The following is a 13,316-nucleotide window of genomic DNA, read 5'->3' on the forward strand; positions in this document are numbered from 1 at the left end:
ACTGTTTACTGCTTATCTCTTTTTCCAAAATCCTAACCAAGAGTGCCAGTACCACCCCGGATCACTTTCCAACACTTCGACCGTTGTCATTTTTTCTGCACAACACTCAAGCGATATATCCAGCGCTTCGGCCTGTTCACGCACTAAGGTCATTAAATCGAAATCAGCCCAGGCGCTGATGCCGGGGGCCGGTTCTAACAACAGCTTGTGACGCTGACTGCTGTCTACCGCTATGTACAGGTTGCTCCCCCGCGCCGACCGGTTTTCTTCAACACGATGCAGCAGCAATTGTTCTTCGTCCTCATCGGGGCGGAAAACTAACGTGTGGGTTTTGCTGCCGGCGGAATCACGGAATGGCTGATATTGCGCTAATACGCCGGTCAGCAGGTTGCGCGAATGCGTCCAGCCCGGAGCCGCCTCATCTTGCTCCAGCCACTGAACCTGAGTATTACGCCGCGAAACGTTAGCCGGTTGTGGCCGCGGGTACATAGTGGCCGTCATACGTGCCTGCTCCAGGTCGATCAGGCTGTTTTGCGGTTGCTGCTCTTCTACCTTGCGTGGAAAAATGCGTGGCACGGCGTTTAAGTGCCGGTACTCATCCGTGCTCAGCAGGTCGTGCAGCCAATGGCTATTCAGACGGAACCGACTACCGGCATCGCCTTTTTCAAAACCCGGTCGCTGGTAAACCGCTGCATCACCATGAAAACCTGTGAAGTGTTTAACCGGCGCGTCCAGCAGCAACATATTGGCTTGTTGCGGTGCTTTACGGCGGTGCCGCTGCACCCGTCCGGCCAACTGAATTAACGAGCGCATGGAGGATGGTTCGGCAATGGCCCAGTCGGCGTCCCAGTCCCGCCCGACTTCACACACAGGCGATGCCAACACCACAAATAACTGCTGTTGCGCAGCGGTATTATCCAGAGCAGTACGGATAAACGGTTGCTGATACACGGCCTGTCCCTGAGGGTCGCGGCGGTTAAATGCGGTATCCAACAGGTTTTCGATGGCCGAGCGTTGCACCAGTGGAAATCGGGAGTGATAAACACAAAGATGAATATGCACATCATCGTTTACTCCCAGAGCATAAAGCGCTCTGGCTACCTGAATAAGCGCTTCAATATTGGCCATCCGCACAATACCAAAACTCACCTGCTTCGCGCTGACAGGGTCGGTTTCAGCATGGTTTTTGTGCAAACGGATGCAGCCGTCACGAATAATTCCGGCCAGTTCGGAGTACACCGCATCAGGCTGTCGGGCGGTGATATTCATGGGAGTAATATCAGCCAGACGACAAGGGATATCTTTGGCCAGCTGACTGACGCGTTTACGGATGAAGTGCTGGTGATGTTGTTCAAATACGACGGCATCTGCAGCCTGTTCAACCTGCACGCCAAATTCATCAACCCACAGACAAGGAATATCCGCCACAGCTCCGGCAACAGCGCCATTAACGCCACGGTTATGCAGATAATGCTGACGACCTTCACGGTACGCCATATACATGCCCGCGACTAACGCCGGCGGCAATGTTGCCGAGGATAAAATAACGCGGCTGCCCAGCAATCCGGCCCAATACACCAGCCGGGTTAATGCGGGCAGATCGTTCAGATCATAATCGTCTAATTCATCCAGAATCAGGTCGCTGCTCATCAGGCGCAGCATCGGAGCAATTTGCCGCCCTGCCCGCTGCGACTCAGTAGCCGGCACCAGATGATCAACGGTACAAACCAGCATGGGGGCCGACAGCAGTTTGCGGATGTCGGCATTGGCTAAGGCTTTTTCCAATAATGGATGATCGCTGGTATTACCTTCGTACAGTACATGGCTGTCTTCTTCGAGTAATTCCTGCACCGAAGCCGAACCACTCTGCTCCGCCTGCTGTTCGTAATAATTAAATAATGCCCGACTGGCCGAGCCGCCAACCTGAATAGCCAACTCATCATCATCCAGATGCAAATCATTGCGGTAGCTGCGCCCGGTCTGCAAGGTGAGTGTCCGCAGGCCAAGCGCATAGGTTGCGCGCATACCTTGCTGCGGGTCAGCAAGGGCATAAAGAATGCGGGCATTGGCTAATGTTTTACCGCAACCGGTTGACGCCATATTGATAATAAAAGCACCTTGCTGCCGGGCGCTTTCGCGGATAGCCGTGGCAGCATCAAAGGCTTTATCCTGCCAGGAAAAACGTGGGTTACCGCTGCGTTTTCTTAAGCCCCGATGATTGGCCAAACGTGGCAAATAACGTTCAAAACCGGGTAATGCATGGGCGATGGATGCGGCCCCCTGTGCAACCCCTAATAAATGCTCAAGCAAGGATTGATTTACCACCCGCTGACCATTTTTTTTATACGTGGTATTCGCAGCCAGTGTTTGATCAGCCTGTAAAAAAGGTGCTCGCCCGGCAACAGGTTTATCGGCTGCAGTTAAACCCAGGCTGGAATAATGATGATCTCCCAACATCAGGCAAAGCCGCGCCAGATGCATTACATAAGGATTATCCAGCGAGTCTTCGCTGTGAGTTTGCTGCAGCGATAAAAAGCGCTTCGCCAGTTTAGCTGCCTGCTTGCGCCAGATGGGTGAAACAGCGGGTAAAGCATCGGTTCCGCCCTCGATAGCCCAGTAGGCTTCTTTATGCTTATGCTCTGCATCCTGTGCCTGTTCGTTCCAGTCGTGAGCAACCTTCGATAACAGTTCCGGAAGTTCATGCAGGGCCGGACGCTCATCCCGGGCACCGAACCACTGTTGTTTACCAGTGCTATCTCTGGCCGGTTTAAGCGGTAGGCGATGGTGAGTAACGACCAGCCAGCCAAGAGCCGCAGCCAATGGTGCCTGAGCATTCAGGCTGCGGAAAGGGTGACGATTCTTTTCCCCGGCATCCAGACCATCGCGCCAGTAGCGGCCAGCGGAAGTCCAGAGTGCATGATCATCGGCGGCTTCATCGGCCAGCCGCTGCAGCCATTGTTCGTCAGTATCGGTGCCGACGAATGCCTGAAATAAACGCAGTGACACCCATTCATGGCGATACAGATTTTTCTCTGTACGCAATCCTTTTAAGCGCTCCTGAAACGCCACACTGGCCTTCCCCAGATCGTGCAGCAGCGCTGCCAACTGCGACAGCACACGAATAATTTCAAGGGTATGCCAGTCATTTTCGTCTTCACGGCGCAGTACATTACGCGCCGTAGTATTAGTTGGCGTTGCACCTTTGGCATTGAACTGGCTGGCATCGCCGACAATCCACATCAGCTCACTATGGTCTTTGCCGCGAATCCAGTGACAGGCAACCGCTGTATTTTTACGCGCCGTTTTGCGTAAGAGTTTACGTAAGGTATTCAATCCATCCATCGTAATCGCGGTTTGCCAGGTGCGCTCTCCTCTGCGCTCGGCAAACTGGTCGAGAATACGGCGACTTTCTTTTAAAGCATTCTTACTGCACTGGGAGACGAAAAGAACGTTCATGCCACGCCCTTACCCGCAGTGCTGATAGCAACGCTTTTTAAGGTATCAATCATAAAATCAAGAGATTCACTGCGCGCCAATACTTCAATGCAGTTCTGACGGAATGCCTGTTCATCGTCACCACGCATGGCCGATAAAAACGCCTGCGGCAGAATGCAGGCATCTTTAATTAAATCAGCGGCATCAAATACCAGACCGCCACGCCGGGTTTTACCATGTAATACCGCCAAACCATGCGGTAAACCTAAAACCCAGGTGGCAGTAGCGCCCAGGCCATACGCCAGATAATTGCCGTGATCAAGAAAGCGGTTGGCAGGATCTGTGCCCGCACCTCGTTTGGCGCGGGTAAAATCACCGTAATTGACCGTATCGACTGCCAGTTTAAACAACGCTTTGGTCAGGCGGGCTTCTTCTGTCAATAAACCGGTAGTATCCGCTTGCTGCGGAATTCTTTCTTCACTGCCAGCGAGTAACTGGTTGAGCCTTACGGTATCAACGTTAAAGCCCTGATCCTGTAAAGAACGCCTGCACCACTCCTCTTTAAGCCGCCGAAGCCGTGCCAGTTGCATCGTTTTGGCAGCCTGAAGACGCAGCTCATCATCGAACCAGAATCTCACCCAGCCCTGTAAATACTCCGTTGGCCGGTATTCACTCTGAGGGGAAAACCACGCGACTTCGATATCCATTTCATTCGCGCTGAACAGCGGAGTACCGCCACCACCACAAAACCCAACCAGTACACCCGCCTTGGCCAGCTCACGCATCGCTGCCTGGGTAACTGAAGTGCCGGTGCCAAGCAGAATGGTCGTGGTATTGGCAATCGGGATATTCCAGTAGAGAGATTTCTTACCCTGATCGGTGACGTACTCCACACGCCCACCGTTCACCAACACCCGGCAATATTGCAGGTAATAAATATTGGCTCTTTTGGAGTGCAATATGGTTTTCAGATCTGAAGGTGAAAAGTCATCCATAGTCATCTGCCCGCCTCTCTGACGGCCTTTCTTCCCTGTATCACTTGAGCATTCATCGCTTAGCGATGCCTGCTGCGATTAGATGTTGTGACAGATGAAGATACTGACTTATTTATAATCAATCAATGTTCGGCAACGACCAGCCGAGCGCCAGTAGCCGTGGTTAACATTAAGCACCATGCTGATATTTAAACCCCACTTTTCTGCTCAAATGGGGCTTTTTCGCCCCACCGTCTGCAGCCAACGGCAGTTTTTATTCATATTTTTCTGGAACATGGATTGCTACAGAACGAGAGTAATGAACTCTGAGAGATAACGGAATGCCACCTCAAAACAACCAGCAGAAAGCCAAGAAAAAGCAGGTCATACAGAAGAACGTGGCTTCAAAGCATAAATTGTCCAAAACATCGGGTGCAGGAGGCATTAAAAAACAAAAAACTGGTCATCATGGAAAACCGTCATACAGAGCACTGGATGACAACACTCTGACCCTGGTGCAACAAAAACGCGGAGGTTTTTTTGATTTTAAACCGTTGCCGATTAAGAAGAAAAAAATCACTAAAGGGGCATTCCGTTTTGAATCAAACCCTACGGTCCATGGATATAGCTCTGGTTATCATGAATCGGGGATCACAACAGATACAACCGATCACCTGTGGAACCGGACTCAGCTGGGCAATGGGCTGAGTGCCTTTCCCAGCACGGCCCCAAACCCGTTAAAAGGAGAAAAATTTTACGAATCCAATGTTGATTCAATTCTGAAAGCGGGTGACGGTGCGAGAACGGATACGGCCCAAACGATATTGTCTGTGCCGCAAGTTAATGGTGGCGGGAGCGCCGGGCATTCTGGGTCGAATGTAAAAACCACCAAGCAGAAACAAGCTCACGACCTGTTGCGAAAGACCACCGTCGATATGCTGCGCGACAACGATATGACGCCAGGTGTAGCGTCTGTTACTTTCGGAGCACTGACCGTAGCCAGCATGGCACCCGGAAACCTGGCGTCTCAGGCGGTTGACGCCAAAAAGATTAAGGCCAGTCAGATTAAAGATCATTGGGAGAGTCAACGTGAGGAGGCTAAATCACGGGTAGAACATATGTATCAAACCCTTAGCCCCAAAGAACAAGCCAGGGTCAGCCATCATATGAGCAATGTATTCAAGAGTCTGCCCAGCGACCGCCGGTTAGCAAACGGGCGATGCACCTCACCTGTAAGGGATAAAAAACGGGTAGGAACAAACGCTTTGACTGGCGGAGGATATGTTTCCTCATCTAACGATGTATTACCTACGCCAACACATTCCCTGCCGATAAAAGGAAATATGAGCAACGAAGAATATGCGAGAACAGCAACTCTGTATATGACGCAGCCTTTCAGAGGGAGAAGGAAATAGAAACAACCGACAGCAGATCAATTTTTCCCTGATGCTGCCGTTACCACAGAAAATAAAGATAGAAAGATGCCGAGAATATAAGGCAACTATCTATCCATAAAGACACAGCCTGCCGGTTGCAATTTCGGGTAGTATCGCAGTCAAAGCTCGGTCGCTTTTCCCAGCGTTTTCTGAACCATTGGCAGTTGAGCCAAACGATTATTATCCCCCTCTTCCGCAACCATTTCCTGATTTTTATTTCCCTGCCCTGCAATCTCTTCTTCAATTAACGGCTGCCACCAGTAACTGAAACGCTGTTCGCTGCCGATAATCACACCTTCGCCAATGGTCGGTGTAACCAGCGCAATATTGCGTTGTTCGGCCTGTTGCCGTACCTGTTCCAGCGGGTCGTACCAGGCATGAATAGAAAGGTCGAAGGTGCTGTTATGGATGGGCAGCATCTGTTTACCACGTAAATCGATATGCGCCTGTACACTTTGTTCCGGCATCATATGCACATGTGCCCAGCGCGGGTTGTAGGCGCCGTTTTCGATCATGGTTAAATCAAACGGGCCGTAGCGTTCGCCGATGCTTTTGAAGCCGTCAAAATAGCCGCCGTCGCCACTGAAAAAATAGCGTTTATCGTCGCGGATAATCACCCAGGACGCCCACAGGGTTTCATCACCGTCCAGCACGCCACGGCCGGAAAAATGCTGCGCCGGAGTCGCGGCTAATAAGGTGTCGCCAACCCGGGTTTCCTGCCACCAGTCGTGTTCATGAATACGCTCTTCGCTTACGCCCCAGTCACGCAGATACTGGCCAAGCCCAAGCGGTACATAAAAGCCTTCTGCCCGGTCGGCCAGTGCACGAATGCTGGCTTCATCCAGATGATCGTAATGGTTATGGGAAATTATAATGCCGGTCAGTGCGGGTAATTCGTCCAGCCCAATAGGCGGTTGATGAAAGCGTTTGGGCCCTGCCCACTGCACCGGAGAGGCACGTTCGGAGAATACCGGGTCCAGCAGCCAGAGTTCGCCATTAAGTGCCAGCAGCAGGGTTGAGTGGCCGATGCGGTATACGCGATGTTCTCCGGCAGGCAGCTGTTGCAGCTCTTCGGCATTGAATGAGCGCACAGGAATAGCCTGCGATGGCACCGAGCGCGGATGTTTGCCAGTCGCCATTTCCCAGATAATACCCGCCACCTCTTTCAGCCCCTGCGATGGGCGCGGCACCGGATTCACAAACTGCTTTTCTGCAGGCAGGTATTGTGGTGATTGTTGCAGCCGTTCGCTCTGAATGCTGCTCTGCGTACGGTTACTGGCACAGCTGCTCAGCAACACAGGGATCACCACCAGTAAAATCAGAACCGTTACCGCTCCGGCTGCCAGAATGGGGTATTTCATGTGTTCCTCCGGCCCACCCGGGGCATTTTGATCGCCCTATATTAAGTAACCGATGGTTATTAATAAACCATTTCAGACGACCACTGTGTTCGCTCCAATGAATTAATCGGGGCTCTGTAACACCTCAGTCTGCTGATGGGCAAAAGCCAAGACATCATCCAGCGGCGGATGATCCCCCTCGTCGCGGCCATAATACGCCCGCTGCACCACACCATTGGCATCTATAAAGAAGTTCATCGGCATGGTGTGTAATGCTCCACTGAAAGCGCTCGGCCAGTAGCCTTTTACCAGCATGGAATACAGCACGGTCGGCAAGCGCAACAGCATTCCTTTAACCACTCCCAGCCAGGAATATTGCACACCAAAACGACGGTGAACGCGGGCTTTGGCATCCGCCAGAATCGGATAGGCTGAATCATGGCGTTCTGAATAGGTCCGCAGATCATCCAGCGAGGAATCAAACACGGCCACCACCTGAAAATCCTCTGGCAGTTGCGCTTTCAACTGCAACAGGCGATGTAAGCGTAAATTGCAGAATGGACAAGCAGCAAAGCGGAAGAACACCAGCAAGGCAGGTTTTCCCAGCAACTGCGTGCTGCTGAACACAGTGCCATCCAGCGCCGGTAATTCAAAGGTGGGTATCTTTTGCCCTGGCTGCAATCTGCCCGATACCGGAGGTTCTCCGGCCGGGATATTTTTATTACCGTCACTGTTATTGTTTTGCGGTTGGGAAGATGCTGGCTGATTCATTACTGTTCCTTTATAGGGTCTGTGCACGCCACGGGTTAAAACTCTCTGCCTGTTGTCGCTGTAGCGGTGCATTTCTTACGATGCTTTTCTGTTACTTCTTTTTATAACCGTAAACGTGCGAAAGAAGTGGCGATCAATATTCTGTTAACACTCCGTAACCGGAACGTAATCTCTTGGTAAAAGCCCCATAAAATGCTCAGCCCAGGGTATGAAAGTGTTAACTGCTAAGCATTATTTCTGTCTTTACCGCCATACACTGTACAACTGTTTAACCGTCAGAGTGTTGTGCTATGAACCATGCTTTTGCCCTTGATGAGCGTGCACCCGGTTACCATGACGACCATACAGCTCAGCCATTACTCCGCGATGTTCTGGCCGATGCGGTAAATAACAGGCTGCTGTTTCCTTCCGCAGCCGATCTGCGCGGCTTCAGCCGCCATCAACATAAAAATCAGCTGCAGTTCAGTGTGCAGACGGCCGCCGGCGCATTTTTTATTAAATGCCAGGAGCTGGCTTATCTGCCGCGCTTTGCTGCTGAACAGGAATGCCTGCTGCGGATGATGGCCACGCAAACCATCGCAGCCTGCGCACCACTGGCACTCGGCTCAGTTAAACAGCCAGATATCCAGCCGATGGCATATCTTATCCTGCAGCATATACCTCTGGCAGTACACGGTGACTGGTTCAGTGCCGGGCAGCAACTGGCGCAGATGCACCACCACACCACAGATAAAGGCTATGGTTTCGAGCGTATGACCTGGTGTGGCGAAACCGCTCAGGACAACCGCTGGCAGGAAAGCTGGCGTGAATTTTTTATCGGCCAGCGTCTGCAGCCCTTACTCGCGCAACTGCTTGAACGCGGTATCCGCCTGGCGCACAGTCAGAAAGCCTTACAGCGTGCCAGTGAGATACTGGCCTGCCACCAGCCTGATGCTTCGTTACTGCACGGCGATTTATGGTCGGGTAATATTGGCTTTAATCCGGATAAACAATTGTCTTACCCGGTATTGTTTGATCCGGCAAGCTATTACGGCGATGCCGAAACCGATCTGGCGATGACCGAGTTATTCGGCCGCTTCCCGAAAAAATTCTACGACGGTTATGAAAGTATCAATCCGTTATCTGCCAACTATGAAAAACGCCGCCCGGTGTATCAGCTCTATCATCTGTTAAATCATGCTTTGCTGTTTGGTGGCAGTTATATTCCTCAGGCCGAAGCGTTAATGGCGAAGATCTGATTTTTTCGTGGTATTTAAAGCCTGAACGTAAAAAAGCCCGGAAATTCCGGGCTTTTTTACTTTCAAGCATTTTTATCTTAAGGATTCAGGCGCTGTTTTTTCCATTCACCGGCTGCCATAGAATATTCCAGCCGGTCATGCAGACGATGCTCACCACCCTGCCAGAATTCCATACGCGCAGGTTTCAGGCGATAGCCACCCCAGTAATCCGGCAGCGGTACGTCCTGCCCGGCGTACTGCTCAGATACATCAGCAAACTTAGCCTCCAGCGTAGCGCGGTCAGCCAGAGGACGGCTTTGCGCTGACGCCCAGGCACCGAGCTGGCTTTCCCGTGGACGGGAGTGAAAATAGGCTTCAGCCTCGGCGCGGCTGATCTTTTCCACCAGCCCCTGCACCTGTACCTGACGCTCCAGATTAATCCAGAAAAAATGCAGGCTGGCATGAGCGTTAGCCGCAAAATGCAGCCCTTTATTACTGTCGTAATTGGTAAAGAAGACAAAGCCATTTTCGTCGTAGGCCTTCAGCAGCAGAATACGCTGCCAGGGCTGGCCTGCGGCATCAACCGAAGCAACCGTCATAATGGTTGGCTCCAGTGGGTTGGTGCCACGGTATTGCTCAAACCAGGCATGAAACTGGGTCATAGGGTCGGCCGCTGCCGTTTGTTCGTCTAACCGGCCCTGAGTGTATTGCCGACGGATATCACCTAAATTAACCATTTAACTCTCCTGCCTGTGTTCATAATAACGATGCTGAAAGTCTAACCTTTGCAATCGTTCTGAATATTGATCTGTCGCCCTGAGCGGTTTAAAACGCGAGAAAATCAAACGCACGCAGCAATGCAAACAACAGACAAAACAACGCGGTCTGAGCCAGCTGCCGGTTCAGCTTTATGCCATAACGCCGCCAGATGCGCAGCACCAGCCACAGTGCGGCCGGTAGCGCACACCAGGCAAAGCTCAGAATGTTCGTAGGTAACAAGACAAAGGGCAATAAAATCAGCGCGGCATACACCAACCGGGTGGCACGCTCCCCCAGCCACAGTGCCAGAGTGGTTTTGCCAGCCAGCGCGTCGCTGTCGCGGTCACGCAGATTATTCACCAGCATAATGGCCGCCGTCAGCAAACCCATCTGTACCGCCGCCAGCCATACTTCCGGCGGCAATGTCTGGCGCTGCAGATAATAACTGCCGCACACTGCCAGCAAACCGAAAAACAGAAAGACTGTCACCTCCCCCAAGCCATGGGAAGCCAGCGGCACCGGGCCGGCACTATAAGCCAGTACCCCCAGCACTGAGGCCAGCCCCAGCAAGGCAAAGGGCCAGCCGCCCTGCAATACCAGCCAGCCACCGCTGATAACAGCCAGCAATAAGCTCAGGATCAGCCCGCCCTGCAGCTCACGCACACTGAGCCAGCCCGATTGTGCTGCCCGCGCCGGACCAAGGCGCGCGCCTTCATCGATGCCACGCTGAAAATCGAACAGGTCATTGGCAATATTCACCGCCACCTGCAGTGCCAGTGCACACAGCAGAATCACCAGCGCCAGCGACCAGGAAAATCCCCCGGCCGCTGCCGCCATACTCTGGCTGAGTAATACCGGTGCCAGTGCCGCCGGTAAGGTTTTGGGTCGTGCGGCCAGAACCCAGGCCTGTTGTTTGTTCACAAATTGTCCTTATCACTTGCCCTTATACATCGGGCTGTCAGCGGGCAAAGTGCACGGCTGACGCTTTCTTACCCGTCTGCGGCTTGCTTTGGCAGTCAGGACGCAGCTCTTTTGCTATGATGCGCGCCTGTTCTTTGCCGACCGTTACAGGTGTTGTTATGTCTGATCAGAATTACCCGACCGCTCCGCTTTCCCGCCGTCTTGCGGCGCTGGCTTACGATGCTCTGGTTCTGATTGCTCTTTATATTATGCTCGGCGGCCTGCTGGTCACCGCTGTATCCAAAATCATCGGCAGTCCGGAGTTTGTGCGTCTCAGCCCGGCGATGTCGATGTCCGTCATGTTTACTATCTGCTTTCTTTATTACAGCCATTCCTGGCGTCGTGGCGGCCAGACCATTGGTATGAAAGCCTGGGGACTGAAACTGCTGAACGACAACAATAAAGGCACTGGCATTCAGCTCAGCCAATGTATGCTGCGCACCGGGGTTGGTTTTTTCTCGCTGTTGTTTGTGGGCCTCGGCTTCTGGTGGATGCTGTTTGATAAACAACAACGCAGCTGGCACGACATCGCCTCTCTGACGCGTATGGTCTATATCCCGAAAAACATGAAATAAACGCTCTTCCGGCATCGCCCACGCCCCGCGCCATCCCAAACTGGCCGGGGCGCTTACCCCGCCTTACGCATCAGCAGCACACCCAGCAAAAAGCAGCCCGCAATCGGAATAATGCTCGCCCAGATTGGCGCAAAACCGAACACAATGCTGGCCGGTGCCAATAGTTCTTCCGCGTATTTGTACACCAGACCAACCAGAATACCGGAGAAAATCCGGTAACCCGGTGTCACTGCGCGCAACGGCCCGAAAATAAAAGAAATACCCAGAATCACCAGCGCAAAGGTACCTAAAGGCTGCGTGACCTTACGCCAGAAGGATAATAAATAGTTGTCGGCATTCAGCCCCTGCTTAGCCAGATAACGGGTATAGCTGAACAGGTTGGAAATCGACATATCACGCGGCTGTATCATCACCACACTGAGGCTTTCCGGGGTTAACTCGGTATCCCATGAAGCGGTAGGAAAACGCCGCACTTCGGTACGGTCCCCCAGCAACAATACATCCTGAACGTCTTCCATCTGCCAGTGCGAGCGCTGATAAATCGCCCGCTGCGCTGTGCGTACCCGCTGCAGCTCGCGGTCGACATCAAATTCATACAGGGTTACACCGTGCAGTACGCCACCGGGCTCAACCGCGGTAAAACGCATAAAATCGTAGCCTTCACGGTGCCAGTAACCCTTACCCTTATTCGATAAAACATCGCCTTTGCCCTGGGCTACGGCTTTTTGTGACTGGGCAATACGCTCCAGCGTCGGAATAGCAAACTCAGCCAGCAGCAGGCTGAAAACCATCAGTACCGCCATTGGCTTGAGCACAGAGATGCTGATACGCGCTACGGAAATACCGGCAGCACGCATTACCGTTAATTCGCTGTTGGCGGCCATGCTGCCAAGACCAGCCAGACAACCGATCAGACAGGCCATCGGCATATATTCATAAGCACGACGTGGCAGACGCAGGCCCATAAATTCCAGCGCCTGAGCAAACTGATAATCGCCTTTCAGCTGATCGAGTTCGTCTACTAAGGTAAAAATCGCATCCAGGCCAACAATCACAATAATGACCACCAGCGTGGCCATAAACACATTACGTGCGACGTAGGAATCCAGCTGATTCATTACAGGCCCTTAATCTTGCGCCGGCGAATCCACTCCGGCAGTAACAACAAACCCGCCGCAATCAGCAGATAAACAATATGAAGACTCCACAGGCCGATGGCCGGATTGAGCGTACGTTTTTCAATCATGCCGGTCATGGCAATCAGCAGCGAGATATACACCATAAACAACACAATGGCGGGAAACAGCCGGGCAAAACGCCCCTGACGCGGATTCACTTTCGATAACGGGAAAGCAATCAGGGTGACAATAGGCACCATTAAAATTAATGAAATACGCCACTGCAGCTGCGCCTGATGCTTAGGTTCAGCAGAGCCGATCAGTTCCAGCGTTGGTACCGCTTCTTTGCGCAGCTTGCGCCGCTCTTCCGGCTCGTCGGCAATTTTTACGCCGTATAAATCAAAATCCAGCACCTGCAGCTGCGCACTGCCCGGAGTCAGGTCGTAACGGCGGCCTTTATGCAATTCCAGAAAGCGTGAGCCGGTTTCATCGCTCACATACTGAGTACCGCGTTCAGCCAGAAGCAGCGTGTTGCCATCGGCAATAAACACCTGGTGCATCTGGGTTTTGTCGCCCGACAGCGATTCGGTATAGGTCACACGGGAGCCTGTAGCGGTACTCTGAAAACGCCCCGGCGCCAGTAATTCAAACTCGGTTAATTTCGATTGTTTTTCATACAGGTTTTCCATTTTCTGCGCGCCCCAGGGGCTCAGCACCAGGGTAAAACTGGC

Annotated in this window: 11 protein-coding genes; 3 read left to right on the forward strand and 8 right to left on the reverse strand. The window is 52.5% G+C overall.

What is annotated here, in order from left to right; all coding sequences use genetic code 11:
- Positions 1-12 precede the first annotated feature (12 nt).
- Together cas3f and cas1f are read right to left on the reverse strand one after the other, a co-directional pair.
- Positions 13-3,456 (reverse strand): type I-F CRISPR-associated helicase Cas3f, encoded by a 3,444-nt coding sequence (gene cas3f, locus B3P58_RS15155; protein WP_286718818.1) that lies wholly within the window; start codon positions 3,454-3,456, stop codon positions 13-15.
- A complete protein-coding gene (cas1f, locus tag B3P58_RS15160) occupies positions 3,453-4,430 on the reverse strand; it encodes a type I-F CRISPR-associated endonuclease Cas1f (protein WP_286718844.1) in 978 nt (325 codons plus the stop codon). Before cas1f ends, cas3f begins: the two co-directional genes overlap by 4 nt.
- 320 nt (positions 4,431-4,750) lie before the next feature.
- On the opposite strand from cas1f, the gene B3P58_RS15165 reads away from it, so the two are divergent.
- Positions 4,751-5,824 carry a hypothetical protein gene (locus tag B3P58_RS15165; RefSeq protein WP_286718820.1) on the forward strand — a complete coding sequence of 358 codons (1,074 nt, stop codon included), beginning with the start codon at positions 4,751-4,753 and terminating at the stop codon, positions 5,822-5,824.
- Positions 5,825-5,964: 140 nt separating this feature from the next.
- Here B3P58_RS15165 and B3P58_RS15170 read toward each other — a convergent pair whose 3' ends face one another.
- Positions 5,965-7,206, reverse strand: coding sequence for an MBL fold metallo-hydrolase (locus B3P58_RS15170; RefSeq protein WP_286718822.1), 1,242 nt, complete (start codon positions 7,204-7,206; stop codon positions 5,965-5,967).
- Between the two features lie 102 nt (positions 7,207-7,308).
- Entirely contained in the window at positions 7,309-7,956 is a 648-nt protein-coding gene (locus tag B3P58_RS15175) for a peroxiredoxin-like family protein (RefSeq protein ID WP_286718824.1), read from the reverse strand.
- A 290-nt stretch (positions 7,957-8,246) separates the two neighbouring features.
- Between B3P58_RS15175 and B3P58_RS15180 the strand changes: the two genes are divergently transcribed.
- Positions 8,247-9,194 (forward strand): fructosamine kinase family protein, encoded by a 948-nt coding sequence (locus B3P58_RS15180; protein WP_225691791.1) that lies wholly within the window; start codon positions 8,247-8,249, stop codon positions 9,192-9,194.
- 77 nt (positions 9,195-9,271) lie between these two features.
- On the opposite strand, the gene pdxH is transcribed toward B3P58_RS15180, so the two are convergent.
- Both pdxH and menA read right to left on the reverse strand, forming a co-directional pair.
- Entirely contained in the window at positions 9,272-9,910 is a 639-nt protein-coding gene (pdxH, locus tag B3P58_RS15185) for a pyridoxamine 5'-phosphate oxidase (protein ID WP_286718826.1), read from the reverse strand.
- Positions 9,911-9,998: 88 nt separating this feature from the next.
- Entirely contained in the window at positions 9,999-10,853 is an 855-nt protein-coding gene (menA, locus tag B3P58_RS15190) for a 1,4-dihydroxy-2-naphthoate octaprenyltransferase (RefSeq protein ID WP_286718827.1), read from the reverse strand.
- 158 nt (positions 10,854-11,011) lie between these two features.
- On the opposite strand from menA, the gene B3P58_RS15195 reads away from it, so the two are divergent.
- Entirely contained in the window at positions 11,012-11,467 is a 456-nt protein-coding gene (locus B3P58_RS15195; protein ID WP_225691789.1) for an RDD family protein, read from the forward strand.
- 53 nt (positions 11,468-11,520) lie between these two features.
- On the opposite strand, the gene lptG is transcribed toward B3P58_RS15195, so the two are convergent.
- A complete protein-coding gene (lptG, locus tag B3P58_RS15200; RefSeq protein ID WP_225691788.1) occupies positions 11,521-12,585 on the reverse strand; it encodes an LPS export ABC transporter permease LptG in 1,065 nt (354 codons plus the stop codon).
- The coding region (locus tag B3P58_RS15205; RefSeq protein ID WP_286718830.1) for an LptF/LptG family permease at positions 12,585-13,316 on the reverse strand (732 nt) is incomplete at its 5' end. The genes B3P58_RS15205 and lptG, both read right to left, overlap by 1 nt.

Origin of the sequence: Thalassolituus sp. UBA2009 (assembly GCF_002335285.1) — a bacterium.
Taxonomy (GTDB): Bacteria; Pseudomonadota; Gammaproteobacteria; order Pseudomonadales; family Oceanobacteraceae; genus Venatoribacter; species Venatoribacter alkanivorans.